The 24,317-nt window shown below is 62.9% G+C and carries 26 protein-coding genes and 3 riboswitches; of the genes, 10 read left to right on the forward strand and 16 right to left on the reverse strand.

The annotated features are described in order from the left end of the window. The first annotated feature begins 174 nt into the window (after positions 1–174). From RHOOR92_RS0102355 to RHOOR92_RS0102385, 7 genes are all read left to right on the forward strand, one after another. Positions 175–1,119: an NADH-quinone oxidoreductase subunit H gene (locus RHOOR92_RS0102355; RefSeq protein WP_027489483.1), complete on the forward strand. Its 945-nt coding sequence runs from the start codon at positions 175–177 to the stop codon at positions 1,117–1,119. Then, positions 1,116–1,805 carry a hypothetical protein gene (locus RHOOR92_RS0102360; RefSeq protein ID WP_196801998.1) on the forward strand — a complete coding sequence of 230 codons (690 nt, stop codon included), beginning with the start codon at positions 1,116–1,118 and terminating at the stop codon, positions 1,803–1,805. The genes RHOOR92_RS0102355 and RHOOR92_RS0102360 overlap by 4 nt, the downstream gene beginning before the upstream one ends. Further along, the gene (locus RHOOR92_RS18430; protein ID WP_051281133.1) at positions 1,802–3,283 is read left to right on the forward strand and encodes a proton-conducting transporter membrane subunit; all 1,482 of its coding nucleotides are present in this window, start codon (positions 1,802–1,804) and stop codon (positions 3,281–3,283) included. Before RHOOR92_RS0102360 ends, RHOOR92_RS18430 begins: the two co-directional genes overlap by 4 nt. After that, the gene (locus RHOOR92_RS0102370; protein ID WP_027489485.1) at positions 3,280–4,758 is read left to right on the forward strand and encodes a nickel-dependent hydrogenase large subunit; all 1,479 of its coding nucleotides are present in this window, start codon (positions 3,280–3,282) and stop codon (positions 4,756–4,758) included. The genes RHOOR92_RS18430 and RHOOR92_RS0102370 overlap by 4 nt, the downstream gene beginning before the upstream one ends. 109 nt (positions 4,759–4,867) lie before the next feature. Beyond that, positions 4,868–5,575, forward strand: a complete 708-nt coding sequence (locus RHOOR92_RS0102375) for a 4Fe-4S dicluster domain-containing protein (protein WP_196801999.1) — start codon at positions 4,868–4,870, stop codon at positions 5,573–5,575. Continuing rightward, positions 5,565–7,535, forward strand: a complete 1,971-nt coding sequence (locus RHOOR92_RS0102380) for a proton-conducting transporter membrane subunit (protein WP_027489487.1) — start codon at positions 5,565–5,567, stop codon at positions 7,533–7,535. Before RHOOR92_RS0102375 ends, RHOOR92_RS0102380 begins: the two co-directional genes overlap by 11 nt. A gap of 9 nt (positions 7,536–7,544) precedes the next feature. Next, entirely contained in the window at positions 7,545–9,476 is a 1,932-nt protein-coding gene (locus RHOOR92_RS0102385) for a dynamin family protein (RefSeq protein ID WP_027489488.1), read from the forward strand. A gap of 30 nt (positions 9,477–9,506) precedes the next feature. Here the strand turns inward: RHOOR92_RS0102385 and RHOOR92_RS0102390 are convergent, their stop codons facing one another. Beyond that, positions 9,507–9,830, reverse strand: coding sequence for a DUF190 domain-containing protein (locus RHOOR92_RS0102390; protein ID WP_027489489.1), 324 nt, complete (start codon positions 9,828–9,830; stop codon positions 9,507–9,509). 204 nt (positions 9,831–10,034) lie between these two features. Further along, positions 10,035–10,095, reverse strand: a riboswitch (Fluoride riboswitch). 68 nt (positions 10,096–10,163) lie between these two features. Next, positions 10,164–10,436, reverse strand: a complete 273-nt coding sequence (locus tag RHOOR92_RS18435; protein ID WP_231378295.1) for a DUF190 domain-containing protein — start codon at positions 10,434–10,436, stop codon at positions 10,164–10,166. Between the two features lie 268 nt (positions 10,437–10,704). Continuing rightward, positions 10,705–10,765: riboswitch (Fluoride riboswitch) on the reverse strand. Between the two features lie 83 nt (positions 10,766–10,848). Beyond that, a riboswitch (Fluoride riboswitch) is annotated at positions 10,849–10,910 on the forward strand. A 270-nt stretch (positions 10,911–11,180) separates the two neighbouring features. Here RHOOR92_RS18435 and RHOOR92_RS19825 point away from each other — a divergent pair. Further along, positions 11,181–12,353 (forward strand): hypothetical protein, encoded by a 1,173-nt coding sequence (locus tag RHOOR92_RS19825; RefSeq protein ID WP_196802000.1) that lies wholly within the window; start codon positions 11,181–11,183, stop codon positions 12,351–12,353. A 38-nt stretch (positions 12,354–12,391) separates the two neighbouring features. On the opposite strand, the gene RHOOR92_RS0102410 is transcribed toward RHOOR92_RS19825, so the two are convergent. Further along, positions 12,392–13,009, reverse strand: coding sequence for a cation transporter (locus RHOOR92_RS0102410; RefSeq protein WP_051257489.1), 618 nt, complete (start codon positions 13,007–13,009; stop codon positions 12,392–12,394). A gap of 90 nt (positions 13,010–13,099) precedes the next feature. Here RHOOR92_RS0102410 and RHOOR92_RS19515 point away from each other — a divergent pair, with 90 nt between their 5' ends. Beyond that, complete coding sequence (locus RHOOR92_RS19515; RefSeq protein ID WP_027489493.1) at positions 13,100–13,393, forward strand: hypothetical protein; 294 nt, start codon at positions 13,100–13,102, stop codon at positions 13,391–13,393. Between the two features lie 69 nt (positions 13,394–13,462). Here the strand turns inward: RHOOR92_RS19515 and RHOOR92_RS0102420 are convergent, their stop codons facing one another. From RHOOR92_RS0102420 to RHOOR92_RS0102435, 4 genes are all read right to left on the reverse strand, one after another. Next, on the reverse strand, positions 13,463–13,942 hold the full coding sequence (locus RHOOR92_RS0102420; RefSeq protein ID WP_027489494.1) for a hypothetical protein: 480 nt from the start codon (positions 13,940–13,942) through the stop codon (positions 13,463–13,465). Positions 13,943–13,953: 11 nt separating this feature from the next. Then, positions 13,954–15,069, reverse strand: a complete 1,116-nt coding sequence (locus RHOOR92_RS0102425) for a HigA family addiction module antitoxin (protein ID WP_027489495.1) — start codon at positions 15,067–15,069, stop codon at positions 13,954–13,956. A gap of 20 nt (positions 15,070–15,089) precedes the next feature. Continuing rightward, positions 15,090–15,386, reverse strand: a complete 297-nt coding sequence (locus tag RHOOR92_RS0102430) for a type II toxin-antitoxin system RelE/ParE family toxin (RefSeq protein ID WP_027489496.1) — start codon at positions 15,384–15,386, stop codon at positions 15,090–15,092. 306 nt (positions 15,387–15,692) lie between these two features. Further along, positions 15,693–16,706 (reverse strand): tyrosine-type recombinase/integrase, encoded by a 1,014-nt coding sequence (locus RHOOR92_RS0102435; RefSeq protein ID WP_231378296.1) that lies wholly within the window; start codon positions 16,704–16,706, stop codon positions 15,693–15,695. 147 nt (positions 16,707–16,853) lie between these two features. Between RHOOR92_RS0102435 and RHOOR92_RS18440 the strand changes: the two genes are divergently transcribed. Further along, positions 16,854–17,786 (forward strand): DNA-binding protein, encoded by a 933-nt coding sequence (locus tag RHOOR92_RS18440; protein WP_037114699.1) that lies wholly within the window; start codon positions 16,854–16,856, stop codon positions 17,784–17,786. Between the two features lie 347 nt (positions 17,787–18,133). On the opposite strand, the gene RHOOR92_RS18445 is transcribed toward RHOOR92_RS18440, so the two are convergent. From RHOOR92_RS18445 to merT, 9 genes are all read right to left on the reverse strand, one after another. After that, positions 18,134–18,961, reverse strand: coding sequence for an NAD(P)/FAD-dependent oxidoreductase (locus tag RHOOR92_RS18445; protein ID WP_037114788.1), 828 nt, complete (start codon positions 18,959–18,961; stop codon positions 18,134–18,136). Between the two features lie 64 nt (positions 18,962–19,025). Beyond that, on the reverse strand, positions 19,026–20,033 hold the full coding sequence (locus RHOOR92_RS0102460) for a CBASS cGAMP-activated phospholipase (RefSeq protein WP_027489498.1): 1,008 nt from the start codon (positions 20,031–20,033) through the stop codon (positions 19,026–19,028). Between the two features lie 14 nt (positions 20,034–20,047). Continuing rightward, positions 20,048–20,260: a DUF3330 domain-containing protein gene (locus tag RHOOR92_RS19145; RefSeq protein ID WP_231378297.1), complete on the reverse strand. Its 213-nt coding sequence runs from the start codon at positions 20,258–20,260 to the stop codon at positions 20,048–20,050. A gap of 59 nt (positions 20,261–20,319) precedes the next feature. Next, the gene (merE, locus tag RHOOR92_RS19150; protein WP_081660204.1) at positions 20,320–20,556 is read right to left on the reverse strand and encodes a broad-spectrum mercury transporter MerE; all 237 of its coding nucleotides are present in this window, start codon (positions 20,554–20,556) and stop codon (positions 20,320–20,322) included. Next, positions 20,549–20,920: a mercuric resistance transcriptional repressor MerD gene (gene merD, locus RHOOR92_RS0102470; protein ID WP_027489499.1), complete on the reverse strand. Its 372-nt coding sequence runs from the start codon at positions 20,918–20,920 to the stop codon at positions 20,549–20,551. Before merD ends, merE begins: the two co-directional genes overlap by 8 nt. A gap of 210 nt (positions 20,921–21,130) precedes the next feature. After that, positions 21,131–22,852: a mercury(II) reductase gene (merA, locus tag RHOOR92_RS0102480; RefSeq protein WP_027489500.1), complete on the reverse strand. Its 1,722-nt coding sequence runs from the start codon at positions 22,850–22,852 to the stop codon at positions 21,131–21,133. A gap of 305 nt (positions 22,853–23,157) precedes the next feature. Next, positions 23,158–23,586: an organomercurial transporter MerC gene (gene merC / locus RHOOR92_RS0102490; RefSeq protein ID WP_027489501.1), complete on the reverse strand. Its 429-nt coding sequence runs from the start codon at positions 23,584–23,586 to the stop codon at positions 23,158–23,160. Between the two features lie 19 nt (positions 23,587–23,605). After that, positions 23,606–23,884 carry a mercury resistance system periplasmic binding protein MerP gene (merP, locus tag RHOOR92_RS0102495; RefSeq protein ID WP_027489502.1) on the reverse strand — a complete coding sequence of 93 codons (279 nt, stop codon included), beginning with the start codon at positions 23,882–23,884 and terminating at the stop codon, positions 23,606–23,608. Between the two features lie 19 nt (positions 23,885–23,903). Then, on the reverse strand, positions 23,904–24,269 hold the full coding sequence (gene merT / locus RHOOR92_RS0102500; RefSeq protein WP_027489503.1) for a mercuric ion transporter MerT: 366 nt from the start codon (positions 24,267–24,269) through the stop codon (positions 23,904–23,906). Positions 24,270–24,317: the final 48 nt, after the last annotated feature.

Raw genomic sequence — 24,317 nt, forward strand, 5'->3', positions numbered from 1 at the left:
GGCTATCCCTTCAAGGAGCCACTCATGGCCTGTACCACCGTGCCCCCGGTTTTCATTCCGCTTGTCCCCCTTGCGATCTGCATGGCGACGCCATGCAGCGCAGCATCGGGTCGAAGACAGCGCATTGGCGTCGATCATGTCGACGATCCCGGCCGGCATCGCTGACCCGCTGGCATGCTCAGGGACGTCCTCGCCCAGCTAGCCCAGGTACTCGCAGCGCTCCTGCTGTCGCCGTTGCTGCAGGGTTTCATCCTGCGCTACGAGGAGCGCGCACAGCGCGCGCAGGGGCCGTCGCTGCTGCAGCCGTATCGCGATCTGCGCAAACTGTTCCGCAAACAGCTGGTGGTGCCGGACACGGCCAGCTGGATTTTCTGGACCGCGCCCATCGTCGCCTTCACCGCGATGTTGACCGTGCCGATCCTGATTCCCGTGCTCACCAATTACCCGCTACCGCTGTCGGACATGGGCGACATCCTCGGCGGCGGGCTGGTGCTCACGCTCGGCACGTTCTTCGTCAATCTGGCCGCACTCGACTCCGGCAGCGCCTATGGCGGCGTGGGTGCCAGCCGCACGGTGATGATCACCATCCTGGCCGAGCCGACGCTGATCCTGGTGTTTGTCGGCATCACCCTGATGGCGCACTCCATGCTGCCGTTCGTGGTGAATCATTTGTTGATCGCGCAGCCGGCCATCTACTGGGGCCCGACCCACCTGTTCCTGGTCGCCGCGTTCTTCGTGTTGCTGCTGGCCGAGACGGATCGGTTGCCGATCCATTCCAGCACACACATCGAGGTGTACATGATCGAGGAGGCGCGCGTGCTGGAGTATGCCGGCCCGCTGCTGGCCTTGCTGAAGTGGTCGGGGATGATGAAGCAATTCATCCTCTACACGATTTTCTGCCACGTGCTGCTGCTGCCGTGGGGGCTGTCGAAGCTGGGCACCGCGTTGGGCCTGGCCGGGGCGGTGCTGGCGATCCTGATCAAGTTTGGCGTCGTCGCCTGCGCGGTGATCGCGGTGGAAACCGCGCAGGCACGTCTGCGCTTTTATCGCTACCAGGAGCCACTGGCCGCCGCCTTCATGCTGGCCGTGCTGGCCATCGTTGCGAATCAGATCCGATGAACGCCATGCTCGCTGCCCACCTCGATCCTCTGGCCGCCTCGCTGTTCAGCCTGCTGGCGATCGCCAGCCTGCTACTCGCTTTCGTGATGCTGGGTTCACGCTGGCTGAAGGACTACATGCTCGCGTTCGCCGCACAGTCGTGGCTGATCGGCATGCTCTCGGCGCTCATCGGGTACTACGGTGGCTACCGCGAGTTGTACTGGGTCGCGCTGTTGACTGTGCTGTTTCGCGGCATCGTGCTGCCGTGGTTGATCCTGCGCATCCTGCGCCGGTTGAACACCGCGCGGGAATTGCATGAGGTGCTCAGCACCTCCACCAGTCTGGTGATCGGTGCGGCCGCGGTGATCTTCGCGCTGGTCGTGGCGATGCGCCTCACGACGGACCTGCACATCGTCTCGAACGTGGTGGTGCTGGCGTTGACGGTGATGTTCTCGATGAAGCTGATCGGGTTCCTGATGCTGACCCTGCGGCACGAGGCGATCAGCCAGATCCTCGGCATCCTGGTGCTGGAGAACGGCATTTTCCTCGGCGCGCAGATCCTGGTGCCCGGCATGCCGTTGATGATCGAACTGGTGCTGTTGTTCGATCTGTTGGTCGCCGTGGCGTGTTTCGGTGTGCTGGTGCGCTACCTCCTCACCCAGATCGGCAGCACCAGCAGCCGCGACCTGCGGAGGCTGACCGGATGAGCCTCACCACACGCCTGCTCATCCTGCTGCTGGCACCGGTACTGGTGGTGGTGCTGGGGTTGGCCGTGCGTCGTGCCCGCTTCAGCGAATACCTTAATCTGGTCGTCAGTGGGGTGGTCGTGTGGGTAGCATGCCCGCTGCCTTTTCTTGCCGGTCTGCCGGCAACTCTGCTGGATGGCTACCTGATCGTCGATCCGCTCGGCGGCTGGGTGGTGATGTGCGTGGCGGTGGTTTATCTGCTGTCCTCGATCTACGCCATCGGTTACATGCGCCATGACGTGCGCCGGCAGGCGCAACTGCCGCTGTTCTACGCGCTGCTGGCCGGCTTTGCGCTGACCATGCTGGTCGCGCCGCTGGTCAACAGCATCGGCGTGTACTGGATCGCGATCGAGCTGACCACCCTGGTCAGCACCTTTCTGGTCGGCTTCGAGCGCAACGCCGAAAGCATGGAGGCAGCGTGGAAGTACATCATCGTGGTGTCGTCGGGCATCAGTCTGGCGTTGCTTGGCACCACGCTGCTGTATTGGGGCGGCACGTTTGTCTATGGCGAAACGTATCAGCTGACCTGGGCGTCGCTGGTGCATGCCGCGCCGCAGATGCCGCCGGTGCTGTTGAAGATGGGCTTTCTGCTGACCCTGATCGGCTACGGCACCAAGGTCGGTCTGGCACCGATGCACACCTGGCTGCCCGATGCGCACAGCGAAGGTCCGGCGCCGGTGTCGGCGATGCTGTCCGGCGCGTTGCTCAATACCGCGATGGTCGGCATCGTGCGTTTTCTGGCGGCGACGGATGCGGCCGGGCAGGGTGCCTTGCCGCATACCGCGCTGATCATCCTGGGTGTGCTGTCGCTGCTGGTGGGTGCGCTGTTCATCGTGCGGCAAACCCAGATCAAGCGGCTGATGGCGTATTCGAGCGTGGAGCACATGGGCGTGCTGGCGCTGGGCTTCGGTTTTGGCGGCCCGCTCGGCGTGGCCGGCGCGCTGTATCACATGCTCAATCACTCACTGGCCAAGCCCTTGCTGTTCTTCGGTGCGGGCAACGCGATGCATCGCTACGGCAGCAAGCGCATCGACGACATGCGCGGCGTGTGGCAGGTGTTTCCCGTGTCCGGCGCGCTCTGGCTATGCGGCGCGGTGGCGATTACCGGTGCGCCGCCGTTCGGCATGTTTCTCAGCGAGGTTGCGATCCTGCGGGCGGGCTGGGCCGGGCCTTATCTGTGGGCGGCGATCGTCATGCTGGTGCTTCTGATCGTGATCTTCGTGGCATTCCTGAATCATTTTCGCGCGATGTATCTGGCCGACCCCATTGTCGTGCCGGTGAATCGCGAGACTGACGAACACGAGCGTTGGTACACGGCCTGGCGGGTACTGCCGATGGCCTTGCCGCTGGTGCCGCTGCTGCTGCTCGGGGTGTGGTGGCCCGCTTCGTGGGCAGCGTTGTTCCACACCATCGCGAACGCCTTGGGAGCGACCCCATGAATGCCCGCGTGGAATACTTCCAAGTCAAACCGGACTCGCTGCACCAGTATCTGGAGCAGTTGCTCGGCAGCGGTGGCCGCATGCAGATGGCGTATGCCTGGTTTCCGCAGCCGGGGGTGGCCGAGGTGCGTTATCTGGCGGCCCCCGGCGCGGGCCAGCCGCTGCAGGTATGGCAATGCCCGACCACGCACGGTCATCTGCCGAGTCTGGCGCTGCGCGCGCCGTTGCTGGGCTGGTACGAACGCGAGATGCAGGACCTGTATGGCCTGACGTTCGACGGACATCCCGAGCCGTATCCGCTGATCGTCGATGGCGCGGCGCGTGGTATCGCACTGAGGCGAGTCGAGGGGCCGCCCGATCCGTCATTGCGCGCACCGCTGGTGCTACCCGAAGTGCGCGATCCCCAGGTGCAGTTGCTCAGCTTCGGGCCGGTACGCGCGGACGTGATGGAGTCGGCGCAGTTCCTGTTCTTCTATCTGGGTGAGGCGATCATGCACTACCAGCCGCGCCTGTTCTTCAAGCATCGCGGCATGGAAACGTGCTTTGAAGGTACCGACCCGCTGGTCGGCTGCGTGCTGGCCGAACGAGTATCGGGGGTCGGCAGCGTGGCGCATGGGCTGGCCTATTGTCAGGCGGTGGAGGATGCCGCCGACTGCGTGGTGCCGCGGCGCGCCCGGCAGTTGCGCGTGCTGCTGGCCGAGCTGGAACGTCTCTACAACCATCTGCACTACTTCGGCGCGCTGGCCGATGCCACCACGCTGAAGGTGGGCCAGGCCGAGGGACGCTTGCTGGAGGAGAAGATCAAACAACTCGCCGGGCGGCTGAGCGGCCAGCGTTTCATGCGCAACGTGCTGATGCCTGGTGGGCTGCGCCGCGACATCGTCTTGCCCGCCGATCTGCCGGATACGCTGAGCCGTTTGCGCGACGAGGTGGAATCGTATCTGGTGCAGCTCGAACGAACTACCAGTTATCTGGATCGTCTGATCACCACCGGGGTCTTGACGCGCGAAGTCGCCTTCGATCAAGGCGCGACCGGACCGGTGGAACGTGCATCGGGCCTCGATCGCGACATGCGGCGCGATCATCCCTACGCGGCGTATGCCGATCTTCCGGTCGCCGTGCCACTGGCCGAGGAGGGCGACGCCTACGCGCGGGCGCGGGTGCGCACCGCCGAAGTGCGCGTCAGCTTTGACCTGATCGAGTTGCTGCTGCCACAAGTGCAGCCGGGCGAGATCCGAACGACATGCGCGGTACGGCCGTCGAGTTGCGGCCTGGGTTGGGTCGAATCGTCACGCGGCTCGCTGTATTACGCCGTGCACATCGATGCACAGGGACGGCTTGCTCGGGTGAAGATCAAGTCGCCCTCGTTTTCCAACTGGCGCGCGTTTCCGTTCACCGTTCACGGGAGCAACATGATGGATTACGCGATCAACGAGGCCAGCTTCGGCCTCACCATCGCCGGCTGCGACCGCTAGGAGACCTGACATGGCTTTGTGGACGCTTCGAGGTCTTGGGCATGGCTCCGCCACCACGGACTGGCCGCAAAAGGCCGATGGCGATCATGGTCAGCATGGCACGCTCGGCATGCCGCAGATCACTGCCGAGCGTTGCAGCGATGACTGCCAGCGCTGCGAGCAGGTGTGTCCCACCCAGGCGATCCGGCTCGATACGCGCGGCCATCTTGCGGCGCTCGATTACGGACGCTGCATCGCCTGCCAGCTGTGCGTGGAAGTCTGTCCGTCCAGCACCTTGCAGCCCAGCGAAGCGTGGGCGTTCGGCGTGCGCGAGCGTGCCGATCTGCAGTGGACGCTGGAGCCCCAGGCGCTGGCCAGCGAGAAACTCGCGATGCACATCGAGAAGAGTTTTCGCGGCAGTCTGCATATCCGCCACGTCGATGCCGGCTCGTGCAATGGCTGCGAGTCGGAACTGCAGGCTCTCAACAACCCGTTCTACAACCTGCATCGGCTGGGTATCTTCTTCACCGCCTCGCCGCGTGCAGCGGACCTGTTGCTGGTTACCGGCACCGTGACCGCGGCGATGCACGAACCGTTGCTCGCCACCTGGCAGGCGATGGCCGAGCCACGTCGCGTGCTGGCGTGCGGCACCTGCGCCGTCAGCGGTGGCGTCTGCGGCGGAACCTACGCCAGCGGCAAGGGGCTGGACGGCATCTTGCCGGTCGACATCTGGCTGCCGGGCTGCCCGCCAAATCCGGCGGCCATCATCGAGGCGCTGCTGCTGTTGCTCGAACGCAAACCGCAGCGCGTGCAGGGAGGTCGTCCGCATGAACCCTGATCGGTTGATCGCGTTGGCAGCGGCGCTGTGGTTGCTGGCCGTCGTGCTGGGCTGTGTGGGCTACGGCCGCGTGATCGCGCGTGGCGCTTTGGCGTTGGGTGCGGCCGCGATCGTGCTGGCCGCGCTATGGCAGTTGCCGGGCGGCATGTTGCCAATCACGACTTGGCCCGGTGTGGTCGGCGGGCGCTTCCAGCTCGCGCCGGACGCATTATGGTTGCTGCTGTTCGGTGCGATCGCGGCGTTCTTTGCGACGGCGCTGGGCACGCCGGCTGCGCATTGGCGCAGCTGGGTGGTGGGCGCCGGTCTGAGCATGCTCGGTGCGCTGGGTTGTTTCGGCCTGCAGGATGCGATCGGCTTTCTGGTGGCGTGGGAAGTGATGAGTCTCGGCGGTGCGGTGCTGCTGATCGGCGAGCGGCTCGGCGCGACGCGTGAAGGGCACGGGCTGCTGTTCATGCTGGCATTGCTGGAGGTCGGTGCGGTGGCCCTGTTGGCGGCCATGCTGCTGCTTGCCCACTCGGTGGGCAGCATCGACTTCGTTGCTTTCACCAGTCTGGCCACGCATCCGGCAGACGGCCACATGCTGCTGATCGGCGTGCTGCTGCTGATCGGCTTCGGCGCGAAGCTGGGCCTGCTGCCGTTCTACGAGTGGTATCCCGGCGCGTATGGTCAGGGCAGCGGTGCCAGCGGTGCGCTGCTGTCGGGCATCGTATTGAACGCGGCGTTCTTCGCGCTGGAGCGCGCCTTCACGCTGTGGCTGCCGGGCGGTGGTCTGCTCGCTATCGTCACGGTGGCGGTGGGTGTATTGAGCGCGATCCTGGCGGTGCTGTACGCGTTCCAGGAAGACGACTGGCGGCGGTTGCTGGCGTTCTCTTCGGCCGAGAATGCCGCCATTGCGGTGACCTTGCTCGGTGCCTCGCAGGTCTTTCGCGGCGAGGGCTTGCTGGCACTGGCCTCGCTCGGTTTCGTGGTGGCGCTGCTGCATCTGGCTGGGCATGCGCTGGCGAAAGGCGCGCTGATGCTGGCCGCGGACGGATCGTTCCACGCGACGGGAAGCTATGCGGTGAATCAGCAGGGACTGATGCGGCACAGTCCGTGGTTGTACGGGGTCGGGGTGGTGTTTGCGGGCATGAGCCTGGCCGCGATGCCGCCGCAGGCCGGCTTCGTCAGCGAGTGGTTCACTTTCCAGACTTTGTTTCAGGGTTTTCATCTAAGCGGATTGGCGGGACGTTTGACACTCTCGCTGGCGGGTGCCGGCATGGCGCTGACGGCGGCGATCGCGTTTGCCACCTTCGTCAAGCTGGTCGGCCTGGGCATCCTCGGTCGACCATCAAGCAGTTCGGTGCCGGGCGTTGGTCGCCTGCATGCCATGGCCTGTGGCTTGCTGGGGCTGGGCGTGCTGGCGCTGGCCGTGGGCATGCCATGGTGGCTGCAAGGGTTGAACGATGTCGTGGCGAGCGATTTTGCGGGGCAGAGCAGCGCGGCGTTGCACAAGGGGTGGATCCTGGTGCCGTTGACGGACACGTTTGCGTTTATTTCGCCGACCCTGCTGGTGATCGTCTGTCCGTTGCTGGCACTGCTTCCACTGGCGTTGCTGTTCCGCGCGCGCCGGCGCTTTCGCGTGCGTCGCGCGCCGGTATGGTACGGCGGCTGTCCGGCGCCGCCCCACGGCATGACCACGGCATTGAGCTTTTCCAATGCGATGCGCACGTTCTACCGCTTCGTCTATCGGCCAGCGAACGAGATCAGACACGAGCACAGCGGCAGCGCCTATTTCGTGCGACAGGTACACCATCGTGCCGACGTGTCGCCGCTGTTCGAAGCGGCGGTGTTTCGCGGGCCGACGCATATGGTGCAATGGCTCGCGGCGAAGCTGAGCCCGCTGCAATCGGGCAACATGAATATCTACCTGGGTCTGGTCGGGCTGCTGCTGGTACTGATCATGGCTGTGGCGCTGATTTGATCCTTGCCCATGCTGACGAACAACCATCGGCACTACATCCAGAACCTGCTGACCCACATCGAACATGAAGTGCAGGACGGCATTGCCACGCTCGAAGGCGATGATCCGGCCGCGCTGTTTCCGCGTTATGCGGATTACCCGGATGCCAAGCGCATCGAGGTCCTGCGCGCGCATCTCGCGCGGCTTCGCTCGGTGATGCGTCGCTTCATGGATACGCAGGAGATGGCGTACACCACGCTGCCAACCATCGACGCATCGTGGGGATTCCAGACCCGCATGAGCATGGCGCGCAACGCGGTGTTCGAACTGCGCCCGAGCTATGTGCGCGGCTACGGTGAGTTGGACGCGCAGGGCGAGCAGGATTGCCGAGCGATGGCGGCGGAACTGGGCCTGCTGCTGGATGACATCGCCCGGGAGCTGCGCCGCCAGCCCTTGTTGTTGCCGGCTGACCGCACCAAGGATGCCTTGCTGGTGACGCTGGCCGAAGTGATCGAACGCCACCATCTGCTGGAGCTGCGAAGCAGCGTGCAGATCCTGCTGGCCGGGCAGGAGAGCGACCGGGTCGAGGTAGCGTTGCTGGGTCGCGTGAGCAGCGGCAAATCGTCCCTGGTCAACGCGTTGCTGGGGCAGGCGCTGCTGCCGGTGGGCGCGATTCCTGTAACGGCGGTGGTCACGCGTATCCGCCATGGCGATGCCCTGCGCATCCGGGCCATCGACCTGGAGGGGCGCGTCGAGGAAGTCTCGGTGGATGCGTTGCCGCAGTACATCGCCGAGAGCGGAAATGCCGGCAACCATCGGCGGCTGCGGGAAGTCACCATCGAAGTGGCCGCCGACGTGCTGCACAGCGGCGTGGTGCTCACCGATACGCCCGGACTCGGTTCGCTGCATGCCAAGGCGTCTGCTCATGCGCTTACCTATCTGCCCCAGTGCGACCTCGGCATCATAACCATTGATGCGTCGGCCACTCTTTCGTTGCAGGACGTGGATCTCGCACGTGCCTTGCAGCAGGCCCATGCTTCGTGCCTCGTGCTGCTGACCAAATCCGATACCGTGTCAGCCGACGCACTGGAACAGCAGCGGAGCTACATCGAGCGTTCGTTATCGGAGGTCTTGCAGGAACCCGTGACCGTGGCTGAAGTCAGTGTGGCGCCCTCGCACAGCGTTTCGTTGCACCGCTGGCGGGATACTGAACTGCAGACGACGTTGGCCGCGTGCGCGGCGCAGAGCAATGAGCGCGCACAGCAGCGTCTCGGCCATCTGGCGCGGCGTGTCAGCATGATGCTTGAGCAGGCGTTGAACGAACCGTCGGCGGATACTTCACCCCAGGCTCAACAAGGCTCCGGTGCGGCACTCGACGCGTTATCGGGAGCCGAAGCCACCTTGCGTAACTTGTGCAGTGACCTTGGTTATCGTGGGGCGGACGTCGTACTCAAGGATGCCGTGCATGTGCTTATGGCAGACGCTCCGGAGGTGCCCCATCACCTCGGCACATTGGCCGGGCAACTGGCGGACGAGGTGGTGCGCGATATCGTCACCCAGTTGCAGCGCGTGGGTAAGGATCTCGACGATGAGCGGCTGTCGGCCATGTTGCGTGGCGCACCCCCGTTTGTCCTTCCACCCTCGGACATGCCGCACCGCTACTTGCTGCGCGGCCCGCGGGCCTGGCGACAGTACCGGCTACAACGGTACCTGCGGCAAGATTGGCAGGCACCACTTCAACATGCGTTCCTGGCTTACGCCCAGGAACTCAAGGACTGGTTGGCCCACGTCTGCCAGCAACTGCGACAATCGTTGGGCAGCGGTGTGCTTGCGACGCAGGGTTCTCATGCGGGCGAAGCCGCGATGCGTACCGATTTGGAACGCATCCGTGCGTTGCTCGCCGGCACGCACCCAACACCACCTTCCGTGCCGTCCCCTCGCGTCGAAGGTAAGGGCTGCTGACGTATGGGAAGGCGTCCCCACGTTTCGCGATCAGTCCATGCCGAACGAACCGAACTCGGCAGGAAGCTTCGCCCAGAACAACGGAAAGTCATCCTCCTGGATAGCCTTGAGCAAGGCGTCGGCCTCGGCTTCATCCAGAATGAATTCGATGATCAGGATCTGGTATCCCGACAGCGTATGCATGCGTTGCTCATTCATGGTGCCGTGTCGGCCATAGCCATCGGCCGCCTTGAACACGGTGCCCCCGTGAATGCCCTGTTTCCTGGCCAGCGCCAGCACCTGTTCATAGGTAAAAAATCCACCACGATGCATCGCGGTTTCATGCAGGTAGAAACGCAGTGAACAACCCTTCATGGGAGCCTCCCCGGCGCTCGTCGTACTGCCCTGACGAAGCCGCCAGCGTGTTGCCGCAAACGCATGCTTCCTTGCTGATGGGCCAGAACCGCTGCGCATCGTGCAGCACCCATGCCAAGTTCCAATCTTCGATACCGTTCGCGGCCGGTAGACGGGCAGGTCTGGCGAAGGCGGACACAAAAAAATGCCTACCTCCGGAAACCCGGACGGGTAGGCATCATCAGCCTTGCGGCAATTCGGGGAGAATGCCATCTCCTCGCGACGATTTCAGTTGCGTTCGTTATCGACCATCAGGGGTGTATTCCTTGCGAAATAGCGGTGGCTAACGCGCGATTACTTCACAGTGTCCGTGCTGGCGACGATGCCGAACTCGGCCGGGAATTTCGCCCAGAACAAGGGGGCACCGTCTTGCTGGACGATCTTGAGCATGGTGGTGGTTTCCGCATCGCCCAGGATGAATTCCACCAGCACGGTATTGTCGCCGGCAAGCTCGAAGAAATGCTGTTCGTGCATCACACCGTGGCGTCCATAACCGGCAATGGCCTTGAAGGCGGAACCGCCATGAATACCTTGCTTCTTGGCCTGCTCAAGCAACCATTCGTACATTCGTACAGGAGCATGCCCCGGTGCTTCTGGTTCTCGTGCATGTAGAAACGAAGCGAGCAGCCGTTCATAGAACCTCCGCGGAATTCGTTTTAACGGGTTCGAGGGTTGCATCCATCGCGACTGGTCGGGACTGACGCAGCCACGCGCCTGCACCGTCGGAGCAGGAGCGGTATCTAGCGAAACTTCGGGATTCAATATTCATCGTCGTCACCCGTGGCGATACATAGCGGGTTTGACGGAGGAGGGACGCAACCTACCTCCGGAAACCGGACAGGTAGGCATCATCAGCCTTGCGGCGGTTCCAGGAGAATGCCATCTCCAGCTCAGACGTTAGCCGTACACGGCAGGGGAAAGCAAGCTCGCAGACCGATGAGACCGCCGCCCCATCCTTGAATGACGTGGTGTATCGTGAAAGCGCATGGGCGATGGAGTTCGCCTACGATCGCCTCTAGGGCTGATGACTCCTGCAGTGACTCGAAATCTCCGGATCAGGAGTCGAGTGATGATCTGCATCCCGTGTCTAGGCTGGGTTTTTCCCGCCACGCGCGTTGGTTGGTGCGGTCCGGCTTTGCGTCGCCGTGGTAGGCGACCACGACAGTCTATTTCTGCCCGCACTGCTTTGCCGAAATCGAGCAGGCGCTACCGATCTGCCCGCGCTGCGGTGTCGACATCGCGCAGTGGTGTTGCCGTCCATACGATACGCGCCTGGTGCACGCTTTGGGGCATCCGCTGGCCGATGTGCGGATGATGGCCATCGAGGCGCTCGGACGCCGCGGTGATCCGGCGGCGGCCCTGCCATTGGCGCGATGCGCGCTTGCGCACCCCGTGGATGTGACGCAGGGCCTGGCGATTGTCAGGGCAGTGGCCAAGTTGCGGCGCGACGAATCATGGAACGACGCCGTTCGATTGCTCCACGACCATCCGGTGCGGGCTGTTGCGCGCACGGCTAGGGAACTTCATACCCCGAAGCATGCCGCCACGACCCTTGTGCCAGGTTCCCCGGATCGGGAGGCCGAGGTGCAAGCATCCATCGATGATCTTGCAAATCGCGTGGACGCGACCGAGCGCATCATGGCGCTGGGTGAGCACGCGATTGCACCGCTGCGTCGCTATCTGCGTGAAGGCGCGCAGGTAATCCCACACGGGCGTCTGTTTGCCATCTCCATGCTCGCACGTCTGCGGTCGCCGATGGCTCGTGAGGGCTTGAGGGACGTCTTGCACGACATCCCATGGCGGCGGCTTCCGTCGAGTCGGCGCGAGGCTGAGTATCAGGTCAAGGATGTCGCCATTCGCCACCTGATCACGCGTGACTACCCTGAACGATGCGTCGACGCTATCTACGCGGCCAACGTGGAGCGCCTGCCATCGGCCGTGGCTGCGGCCGGCCGACTTGGACTTTCGTCGCTGGCTCCTGTACTCGTCGACATGCTGAGAGACGATGTGCTGGAGCGAGCCGCGGCCGATTCCCTCGAAAGCCTTGAAGAATATGGCCGGGCCGCCTTGCTGCAGGCATTGCCGGCGCTGTTCGAAGAGGCTGGGTCGCGAGTACACAGTCGGCTTGCCGCCATACGCGCCTTGCTTGTTCTGCGGCGAATGCACGCACGTTTGCCGCCTTGGGTGCTACGCCGTGCGCTTGCAGACGGCCATCCGGCGATTCGTGCAGCCGCTGCACTTTTCGACGACACGCAGGACAACATACGTCGGGCCGAACTGATCCGCGGTGCACTGAGTGACTGCGTAGCTCTGGCGGTCCTGTGCCGTGAACGGCTCGCCCATCGCGACTCCGGATTTGCCGATGCCGCGCGAGAGGCGCTTCATCGCAACGCCGAACCGGACATCTATGGAAACTTGCATCCCTTGCCAAGGGATGCCATCCGCTGGTTGACCATGGCAGAGGTTGGAGCAGGGTCCGTATGAGTCGGTCAGGGTGGAGCTTCGTCGTGCGATAAAACGGATCAGGACTCCGCTTCGATCGCGCTGCGATGTTCGTCCCGAGCTGCCCGCCAGACCTCGCGGGCGGCGTCGGCATTCATCGCCATGATGCCAAGACCGACGATCAGATCGGGCCACGCCGACGGAGAAAAAACCGTCACGAGGCCGGCGGCGATGATGGCGATGTTGGCCAAGACGTCGTTGCGCGCCGAGAGAAAAGCCGCCCGTGTCAGGCTTCCTCGATGGGCTCGGTAACGTGCAAGCATCAACGCGCAGGAGAGGTTGATAACGAGCGCGCCCAGCGCCGTGATCGACAGCGGTATCGGTGCCGGTGGAAGCGGCGCGTGGAATTTGTTCCATGCCGCCCAGAGCGTGGCGAGCGCAGGGATGAGCAGGATGGCCGCCAGCCCCATGCCGACGCGTGCGCGGGCTTTGAGCGACCACGCAAAGGCGGTCCAGATCAGCAGGTTGACCGATGCGTCCTCCAGGAAATCCACACTGTCGGCAAACAGCGAGACGGACCCAATGCGAAGGGCCACGACAAATTCAATGCCAAAGTAGCCGAGGTTGAGCAACGCCACGAGGAGCACCGTGCGTCGCAGGAGAGCATGGTCGCTGGCCTCGTCAAACGGTTGGCTCATGGCGCTGCCCGGACTTCACATCCAAAAAATGCAAGGACGCGGATACCTTGCTTGAGCAGCCCATGAATACCGGTCGCTGTGGAGCATTCGATGGATAGCTCGGTCCACGAGTCCGGCCATTACTTCCGGGTCTTCTGCGTCAATACGCTGCCGGCGAGCGACTTCGTGGTCGCGCTCGTGCGGCCATCGTTGAGCACTTTGGCGGCGGTCTTCGCGGTCGACGGCGAGGACTGTTTGCCCGTGTGGGCCTGGGCCAGCGCGCTGCCCGCCAACGACTTGGCAACCCTGCTGGCCCCGGGGTCGCGCAAGACCGTCGAAGCGGCTTTTGTCACCGTAGGGCCGGTCTTTTCGTTCTTTGCCATGCGTCTTCTCCTGGTGGAATGAGGACCTGATCGCTAAAACAACCTGTGCTACGTACGTCCGGCAGTCGTGCTGGGTACTTCATCCGTTCGACTAGGCCACTTTCTTGACGGCCTGCTGCAACTCCATCACGTCCAGAGTGAAGTCGAGCGGGACCTGGATCGGCACGGTGGGGCAACGCTTGTCGTTGTAGACGTCCACGTCCGTCGCCAGTTGCACGCAGTCGCCAACGATTTGCAGGCGGCGCTGGGCGAACGATTTGACGAAGTGGGTGTGGGGCGCGTTTGGATCGTCAAGATCCGCCCATAGCGATAGCGTCTGGGTGCCCCGTTTCTGAGTCGCGGCATGTTTGGCGCGATAGCGGCGCCCGAGGCGATCGACTCGGTATTCCTCGCGAAAGACTTGGGCGATGTCAGTGGCGATCGCGTCGATGACGGTCTTGACGCTGGGCTTGTGAAGGCCGTTGCGAAAAGCCCATTCGGCGACCGCGTGCGGATCGAGCAACGCATCGGATCCGACCTCGGCCTTGTAGCGCTCGACGTACTCTTTGACGGCATTCGTATAACCAGACATGTTCCGCTCCTCTAAACCGTGTGAACCATACCCCAGCCATCGGTCAGCGCCGACGACGTCACCGCTTGCCGCACCTTGACCTGAAACTTGCGAAACAGGTCGTAGCGTCCGAGTCGCCGCTGCAATTGGCCGACCACCAGGCCGGGGTGCACGTCGAGGCGCTGCGCAAATAGCACGACGCGTTCTGCGGCGAAAAATGGCGCCACGCGGGCCACAAATCCGGTCATCTCGTCCTGCGCCACGCAAAATTCAGCAGCTTCGGTGTTCGCCACCACTTCCTCGTCATTGATCTGGTCGGCCGCGGTCCCTTCCATGTCTTGGTCCAGGATGTATCCGCGTTCCCGACCATGGCGGCGCAGCACGTGCTCCAGCTCATGGCGCAGCACGAACCAGAAGTTGTCGATGCGATCCAGGCGCAACGACAGCGCCACCACGGGCTGCACGTCGGTGAGCCAGAAGCAGGCGCCGTCGATCTTGGAGCCCGGAATGGGCTCCACAATCACAAAGCGTACGCCGCACTCGGCGAGCACCCGAGCGACATGCCGAGTTTCTTCGGGGGCGGACAAGAGCGCCGACAGACGCGGCAGGGCCTGCCGCAAGCCGGCTTCGGTGTAGGGGGCGATCACGAGCTCCGACGCAATGCGGCGAGCCCGGCACAGCCAGGCCAGCTGCAACATGCTGGGCAGATCGTGGACCTCGGTTTTCTTGGCGGCGTGGCAGAACGGAATCTCATCCTCCAGGCTGTTCACGTCGAAGAACGTGAGAAACTGCTGTTCAAGCACCTCGATGCTCTTGGTGGCCTCGATCCAGCCGCGCTTGATCATCTCGCGTACCGGAAACCGCTCGTAGAGCTTGGCGCGCCGAGCAATCAGGCCGTCGGTAGAGCGGACCTTGGACAGCTGATACTGGCTTTCCAGATTCATCCACAACTCCGGGCCGGTGCCCAGCGAGTCGCCCAACTGGATGGCCGTTTCCGGAGTAATCGCCTTCTTGCCGGCGATCAGCTCATTGATCAGCCGCACCGGACGGCCGATGATCTCGGCCAGCTCGGTCTGCGACCAACCGCGAGCTTCCAGTTCTTCGCGGAGAAACTCACCCGGCGGGAAGATTTCAGCAACAGTGTTCATGGGGTCATCCTCGGGAAAGGTTAGTGATAATCGATGATGGAAATGATCACGACCGTTCTACCGTCCTCGTCTTGCCGCACGCGCAAGAGCAGCCGCCATTGATCGTTCAATCGCATCGAACATTGACCGTCCCGGTCTCCTTTCAGTTTTTCGTAATGCAGGGACTTCATGGCATAAAAGGCGCGCTCGTCGACCGACGCACGGATGAGTTGCATCCGTTTTCGGAACGCCTTGACGATGGCGGCCTCGTAGCCGGCCGTAAATCCCGGGTCCGCCTCAAGCCTCTTGAGCGAGGCGTCTTCGAAATCCACATCCATGATGTTGAGCCTAGCGCCCCTTCATTTTTGTGTCAATGACCTTACCACACTAAGTGTAATAGCAGTCATTTCATGTCACCGCAGTATGTGACGAGCAGGCAAGGCCGCGATCCAGAAAAGTAGTGCCGTAGGCCGATGAACCGTCACTGGGGCGCCTGAATTGTGCAGCAGGCTGCTGCACAATTGCCCGAGAATGAACTACTAGGCAACTGAAATGTTCCTACAAACGGTAACTTAGAAGCCGAATTGCCGATTTTTGGATGAATTCCTGCCGACTCTCCACCTGTCGTCGAACCGGCATTGACCTCATTTTTTTGCCAGCAGATCGGTGGCACGGCTGCTGAGCAGCGCCCCCGCCTGAAAATACCCCATCACTGTGCCCACACTGCGGTGCTCGGTCATCGCCATCACCTCACCCAGCGGCACGCCCTGACGGCCGGCTTCCGTCACAAAGCCTGAGCGCAGGCTGTGCGCCGCCCAATCGCCCGGCAGCTCTGCGAGCGTCGCGCGCCGCTGGACAATACGGGCCACCTGATCCGGCGTGAGCGCGGCGCCGGCGCGACCGTTGCGGTATACCCGGCGGAAGAGAGCGCCCTCGGTGAGCTGCACGGCCTCGATCCAGGCCTCTAGGGCGAGCACCACCTCGCCGCGCAGGGGCTTCTCCCGACGCCCGCCGGTGGCATTGGTTTTGGTATGACCCAAGGCGTAGGTCCACGTGGTGGGACCCAGCCGGCGAATGTCATCGATCTGGATCCCCACCACTTCGGAGCGGCGCCGACCACCGCCGCTCCAGGCCAGCAGGAGTAGGGCGCGATCCCGCAGGCCGCGGACGCCATCCGTACAGGTGGCCAACATCGCTTGCAGCGGTTCAGCCACCAACGCGGTCTTCTTGCGCACCGTCACGCCGCGCTTGGCTTGGGCGCGGCGCGCCTTGGCCATCAAGGTTTTGATCCGATGATCGTCGCCGGGCGGTTCCCAGTCGTGCAGGCGATGCCACTTGGCCAGCACCGCGAGCCGGTGCGCCACCGTGGCATACGCCAGCGCTCCGAGCTTCGCTTTGGCCCCGAGCGCCACGAGCCGCGCATCGAGGGCCGCCGGCAGTTCGTGCTGCAGTCCGTGGGCCGCTTTGCGTTCGAGGTGGTCGACGATGAACTGGCTGGCCACGGCGACCGACACCGGCGTGTCGCCCAATACCTGGCCGTAACGCAACGCATACCAAGCCGCCCAGTAGCGCAGGGCGCTGGCGTAGCTGCGCGCGGTGTTGGCCGGCGTGCCATCAGCGACGAATTCCTGGGCCGCGCGGGCGCCGGCGGCGTCCAACAGCGCCGGATCCAGGACCGGTACGCTAGCGAGCGGTCGCAGCTCATGTAGTATATTCATTACGTTGGCCGTAGTAAAATTGCGCTATCAGGCAGATAAGGTACGATAACCGTTCCCTTATCGTACCTTATTTATGGAGGGCAGGGCATGGCGATCGGGGTGCCGGAAACAGACGTTTTTGCCGCGGCCGATCGGGTGCTGGCACGTGGCGAGCGCCCAACGGTGGAGCGCGTGCGGTCCGAACTGGGACGAGGCAGTCCGGCGCGCGTCGGCCAGCTGTTGGAAACGTGGTGGGAGGCGTTGGCCAAACGGCTTGCCGGTGAGGCGCGATTGCCCGAACTACCGCCAGAGGTAGCCGCGGCGTTTCGGGCGGTGTGGGCGACTGCCAGCGAGCATGCCGCCGGTGCCGCTCGGTCTGGATTAGCCCAAGAGCAAGGAGAGTTGGTCGTTGCACAGACCGTCTTGGCCCAAGAACGGATCCAATGGGAAGAACAGCTCGCCGAGGCCCAGAGGCAAACTCACAGCGCCGCTCAGGCGCGTGGTATCGCCGAAACGCGACTGATGGATGTGCAACGTCTTGTCGAGCAGCAGGCCACCCAGTTAAATGAGTTAAGCCGGCAACGCGACGGGCTGCAACAGCGCGCCGATCAACTCGCCGAAGCGTTGGAGACGCACAAAAGCGCGATGGATACTGAGCGTGAAACCCAATCGCAACATCTGCGGGCCGTCGAAGATCGGGCGCATGCCGAAGTCGACCGAGCCAGGTCAGAAACCAAAACCCTCCAGACAACGCTACACCGGCAGGAACGAGAAGCATCGACCGTCGCCACGCGGCTGGAAAAGGCTTTGATGTCGACTCGCTCAGCGGAGCATCTCGCCGCCGAACAAGGAACCCGCGCCCAGATGCTGGAGCAGCAACTGGCACGGATGGACGGTCTTCCCGCAGCATTGCTCGCGGCTCAGCAGGCGCTGCACGCGGCGACCCTGCGTGAAGCGGCGCTACACACTAAATTGGAGAGCCTCAAGGTGAAGCCGTCGGGCACTAGAAAGAAACCACGAAGTCCGTCTGGAGCCCGGTAGCCGATGGCCATCCAGCAGGAATTAGCACGCTTTCGCTCTTCTTGCTAATTTTAGCAAGGTTCAGCTAATTATTTAAAAACAATCACTTGTGGAAATGGCGCTCCAAGCAAAGTTGGATGGCGCCACGGCGGACGCGAAAATCAAGCTAGCGGCTAGGAGAAGAAAATCGCACGGCATGCCGTGGGCAGCTAGGCATGCGGCCAGCGGCGTGAGTCGCATCAAGCAGTCGCTCAAAGCCAGGGCGAAAGCCGCGAGGCTTGGTTGGCTGAGACACGTGCTACGCCTCGAAAACGCCGGCAACATTGAACATTGAAAGAGCACTTTACATTTTTGGGGGTTGGGCAAAATTAGCCCGCTTCGAGGTCAAGCGACGCCAGTGCAGGCGCTCGCCCGGCGGCGTGAACGACGAGATCGGCATCGGTCGTCGTTGTCGCACCATGGGAGGTTGAACGCACACGGTAGCCGGTGGCTGTTTTTTCGACCGCGGTGACCGTGGTCTCCAGCCGTACATTTACGCCGATAGTATCGAATGCCTGCATGAGCCAGGCGACGAGGTCGGGATCAAAGCCATTCAATAGGCGCGCGCCATGCTGAAGAATGGTCACCTGCGCACCGGCGCGAGCCGCGATGTGCGAGAACTCGGCAGCGATGTAACCGCCACCGACGAGCACGATGCGTCGTGGCAGCGCGGGCAACGCCAGGAAGTCCTCGTTGGTGACCAGATGCTCCTCGCCCGGGATATGCAATTTGACGGGCTCCGCACCGGAGGCAATCACTACGTGTTTGGCATCGAGGATGTCCCCATCAATCTCGATGGTGTTGGGCCCCGTGAACCGCGCTTGCCCATGATAGGTATCGATCCCTTTTTCGCGATATCGACGTTCATGGTTCGCCGGCACGGGATCGGTGAAGCTGCGTTTGAACGCCATCAAATCGGGCCAATCGATCGTGACGTTTCCGGCCACGCCCTTGCCCTGCATCCGACGGACGTGGTCGGTGGCATCCACACCGCCAATGAGCATCTTTTTGGGATCACAGCCACGCAAGGCGCAGGTGCCACCGAAGGGACGGCGATCGATAACCGCAACGCGCCAACCAGCTGCGCGTATCCGCATCGCAGCCACCATGGCCGCTGTTCCGGTACCGATCACGACGAGATCATACGGTTTGATCATGACGCTCTCCTTTAACTAACGATAAGGGGGTCGTTGCCCGTAACGCGTGAAGGCCATACATGCTTCAGAACGCAGCGATTCGGGTGCGTAGGAATGTCTCATCCAGTTCGGACAGTTCCGCCAAGTTCTTCAGTGCTGGCAGGCGGCGTACCTCATCCATGGCCATCGGAAAATCCAGGCGGGGATTGATGCGGTGGTAGGCCGAGCCGAGCAGGCCTGCCGCCAACAGATTGATGTACTGCGACTGGCTTTCGTTGACAACGCTGTGGAAATGCGCGCCCCAAGCCAGGCGCCCACCGCTACGCAAGCGATCCGGGTCGTAGGGCATGGCGCATTGTTCACCGGTGCCCACCGACAGTACGGCCAGTTGTTCCAGACAGGTGGCGCCAAGATCGTAAGGCGGTGCAATGCCGCGACGACTCGGGCGGCTGAACCGGAACGCCTCGACCACACCCAGCAGTGCGGGATTGTTGGCATACAGCCCACCGTCGACGAGGTCGGCCAGATGGTCCGTCGAATGGGCAGCGAAGAAGGTTGGTGCAGCGGACGTGGCCAGCGCCAGTTCGGCGAGGCGATCATCGTCGCGCCATACCCCTGACTTGACATAGTCGCTCCGAAACAGATGAGGTCGAGCGTTGATCAGCGAGACCGCAGTGACGCAGACATCGGTCTGCACCTCAGCTAGCGTCAGGTTGCCGAAAAAGGCTTGCATGGCCTCACGTAACGCATCCCTGCGGTAACGGGGGCGGAAGTTCCCGATCCACCCGAAGCGCCGCATCGCTGAGCCGAAGATGCGTGGCAGATGTGCCTCGTACAACGCCGATATCTCGCTGACCGGTCGGCCGAGCGCCAGTGCCAGAGCGATGATCCCGCCGGTCGAGGTGCCGCAGATGAGGTCGAACCGGGCACCCAAAGGAAGCACGACGCCGGTCAGTGTATTCAGATACCCCTCGACGCGTTCGAGAATCTTGAGGGTCAGGTATCCGCGAGCGCCACCGCCATCCAGCGTCAGCACCGAAAACAACGAGGTTGCGGTATCAGCATGAGGCGTTGCGGGCGGCACGGGATTCATGGGTGACAGAGCCTTTAGCTCTGAGCCTGATCCGTCTCGTTACTTTCCGGGGAAGGCGTGGCCGCCGGCACCGTTTCGTGCTCGGCGCGCGCCGAGAAACGCTGCAAGCACGCCGGGCCGCAGAAGTGCGCGACGTAGGCCATACCTTCCGGCGTCAGCGCGGCGCTCAGTGGAATCTCTGTGCAACAGATCGCGCAATTGACGATGGGGGTGTGGAGCGTATTCATGGGGAGGTCCCCCTGCGGTCGAGGTCTCGTGATCAGCGCACCGTTGGCCGGCGACACCGTCATGGCCGCTTCCGCAAGGCTCGCAGCGCGCTCGTCAACGACAGAATGAATAGTGTGGCTAACCCGAGGATGGCAACACCGAAGTGGTTGCTGAGCGCAGCACCCGCGGCTGTCCCTGACAGGAGGAGTGCCAACAGCGGAAGGTGGCAAGGACACGTCAACAATGCGAGCACACCCCAGGCGTAGACTCGCCCACGCGAGGTGTGTGTTGCTCCGTTGAGATCGGTATTACGCATGGGTGCTTTCCGCTTCAGCACGCGAAGACTGGGCAGTCACCATCGTCACCAACTGCCGGTCCAGCAGCGCCAGCGTCTCGCGTCGTGCCGCAATCCACAAATGTAGGCGCGCCAGGCATCCCTCGACATCGGTGGTACCGCGGTCCAGCGCGTGACACAGGCGAACCAATTCATCCAGACCGACGCCGGCCTCGAAGGCCATGCGCACGCAGCGCAGCCGCGCCAAGGCTAGGCCATCAAAGATGCCGTAGCCACTCTGTGTGCGCCACGCTGGGTGGACCAAGCCACGCAGCACGTAGTCGCGCACCACGTGAACGCTCACGCCAGCGTCCTGCGCCAGTTTGGATATCGTGTAGGCGGTCACGGTCGTCTCACTTCGATACTCGCCTTGCCGCGTTCCTCATTGAAGGAACGCGGCTTCAGGAAGGCAGCGCGGCATGCCGCGCTGCAAACCGGTTCGGAATCCTGTCCGTCCTCAAACGCGAATACCGAGTCGTAAGGAATCCACGTACCGCAAACAACGCACTCGACCACTGGCAGGCTGCAACAGCTCATGGTTCCACCTTCCTTACGGTTATCCCGCGCAGCACGACAGCTGTTTTACATCCTTGGTGAAGGTCTGCGCCGCCAGCTTCAAGCCCTCGACCATCGTCAGGTAGGGGAACAACTGGTCGGCGAGCTCCTGCACCGTCATGCGTGCCCGGATGGCAAGTGCAGCCGCTTGGATGATCTCGCCCGCTTCGGGCGTGACCGCCTGTACCCCGATGAGCCGGCCATTGCCGGCCTCGGCGACCAGCTTGATAAACCCGTGGGTGTCGAAGTTGACGAGCGCCCGTGGCACGTTGTCGAGGGAAAGCGTGCGGCTATCGGTCTCGGTGCCTTTCAAGTGCGCTTCGGCTTCCGACAAGCCCACGGTGGCTACTTGCGGATCGGTGAACACCACTGCCGGCATGGTCGTGAGATCCAGGGTCGCTGCGCCGCCCGTCATGTTGATGGCTGCGCGTGTGCCGGCGGCCGCTGCCACGTAGACGAATTGCGGTTGGTCGGTGCAATCGCCAGCGGCGTAGATGTGCGGCGCGCTGGTGCGCATACCGCGGTCGATCACGATGGCGTTCTGGGCATTGACGGCAATACCCGCGGCATCCAGCGCGAGAGCGCGCGTATTGGCAGTGCGGCCGGTCGCGACGAGCAACTGATCGGCACGCACTTCACCGTGTCCGGTGGCGAGCACGAATTCACCGTTCGTATACGCGACCAGGCTCGCTTGCGTGTGCTCCAAGACGTCGATGCCTTCGGCGCGGAACGCCGTCGTGATGGCCTCACCGATCGCTGGGTCTTCACGGAAGAACAAGGTGCTGCGAGCCAGGATCGTCACGCGACTGCCCAGCCGGGCAAACGCCTGCGCCAGTTCCACGGCGACCACGGACGAGCCGATGACGGCGAGCCGTGGTGGAATGGTGCCGCTCACCAGTGCTTCGGTAGACGTCCAGTACGGCGTGTCCTTCAAGCCCGGGATGGGCGGAACCGCCGCGCTGGCACCGGTGGCGATCAGGCAGCGATCGAAGGACACCTCCGTTTCATCCCCCACCGTCGACCTGACGACCAGGGTGTTCGCGTTCTTGAAACGCGCTTCGCCACGCAGCAGCTGGATATTGGGGCTAGTGTCGAGAATGCCCTCGTACTTGGCGTGACGCAGTTCGTCGACACGACCTTGCTGTTGGGCGAGCAGTCGGTCACGCCGAACCACCGGCGCCGTACTGGAGATGCCGTCATCGAACGGACTGGTCCGGCGCAGGTGCGCCACGTGCGCGGCACGGATCATGATCTTCGATGGCACGCAACCGATATTGACGCAAGTGCCGCCGATGGTGCCGCGCTCGATGACCGTCACCTGAGCGCCGAGTTCCGCGGCCTTCAGTGCCGAAGCCATGGCCGCACCGCCCGTGCCGATGACAGCGACACGCAGACGCTGCTCGGTATCGGTGGGCTTGGTGTCGCCATCGCCGCGAGGCTTGAACAAACCGCCCAACGAGTCTAGTGCCTGATTGAGCTTGGACGGCTTGGCCGCGGGTGTGTCGGCGTGCGATGGCGGGGCTGCGGCGACGCGGTAGTTTTTTGGCAAGGTCGCGTTGAGTTGATCCAGACTCATGGGCTGGATGCTGCGGATGTGCGCCACGCCTTGCGGGTAGGCGACATCGGCCGCGACGATGTCGGTGAGTGTCTTGAGCGCCTTTTCGACATGCCGGGCGCAATCCGCACAGGTCATGCCGGTTACGGAGAGGGTCTGTTCGTTCATGATGTTCCTGGCAAATAAGCATGCGTCGCTTCGGTTTCGAGCAGAGCGGCACATCGTTGAATCGATAAAAAGGCCGTACCAACCATCACGGTCACGGTATGGCCCCGATCAGCAGCAATAGGGCACGACGACGATCAACAGAAGCACAATGCCAATGACGATCGCTGCCGTGATGAGGTCGGTTTTCTTGGCCATCAGCCACGCCTTCATGTGTTTCATCTCCAGATGCGATGCCAAGGGGCCTAGCCGTTGGCTATTCGCGGGCTCGATCCAAGACCAAGTCAGCGGAAGGCCATGGCGGCCACTCAACAACAAGTGGGGTCCGGGTTCGCTCCGCCGTGACCTTTTCCTGGCGGCGATACCAGATCCCAGATCGATACCCCTACCATCAGCACCAGGCCGGGATAGAGCAACCACGCCGTGGGCAAACCCATGCTGCTCATGAGCAAGGCAGCCGCCAGCACCAGAACGGGACCGACCATGCCAAGGACCATCCGCAGCCATTGCCGGTGGCGAAGTCCGCCGATCACGTTGGCCAGCAAGGCGATGACGGCGAACAGCGGCAGCAGGTAATGGATGAACACGCTCTCGTACTGGCTCAAAAAGCCCAGCCCGATGGCGGCACCCAGGCTGGCAAGGGCGGGAAAGCACGCCGCACAGCCCATCGCCGTGACGATGGCACCGATCACGCCGGCCTTGTCGGCCGTGCGTGTGAGAGGATTAGTTAGGGACATAGGAATGACCTTGGACGCTTCAGTTCTTAACGGTGGAGGGGTAGCCCGCATCCGTCGTGGCACTGATGAGTGCCTGGGTGCTGGTCTTGGCGTCATCGAAGGTCACGACGGCTTCCTTCTTGTCGAACAGGATCTCGGTCTTTTCGACACCGGGAACCTTGGACAGCGCTTTCTTGACGGTGATGGGGCACGTGGCACATGTCATGCCGGACACCGACAGAGTGGCGGTCTTCGTAGCCGCCCAGGCAGGGGCAGAAACGACGGTGGCAAGAACGATGAGAGCGGCAAGTTTCTTCATGGGTGGATCCTCCGACGGGTCAGTAAAACAGCGGGGCGAGATAGGGGAAGGTCAGCGCCACGAGCACCAGGGCTGCGACGATCCAGAACAACACTTTGTAGGCCGTCTTGACTTGCGGCACAGCGCAGACGTCACCGGGCGCGCAGGCCGCTGCAGGCCGGTAGATGCGTCGCCAGGCAAAAACCATTGCGATCAGCGCCGCGCCGATAAAGTACGGGCGGTACGGCTCAAGCACGGCCAAATTGCCGATCCAGGCGCCACTGAACCCGAGAGCGACCAACACCAGTGGACCCAAGCAACAGGTCGACGCAAGAAGTGCGGTAAGACCGCCGGCCAGAAGCGCGCCAGAACCGGTTTTCTTGGGACTTTGTGTGGTGGTTTCCATGGATGATCCAGATGAGTGAGGAATCTACGGGAGCACTCTATTCGCGTA

It is taken from the genome of Rhodanobacter sp. OR92 (assembly GCF_000427545.1).
Lineage (GTDB): Bacteria > Pseudomonadota > Gammaproteobacteria > Xanthomonadales > Rhodanobacteraceae > Rhodanobacter > Rhodanobacter denitrificans.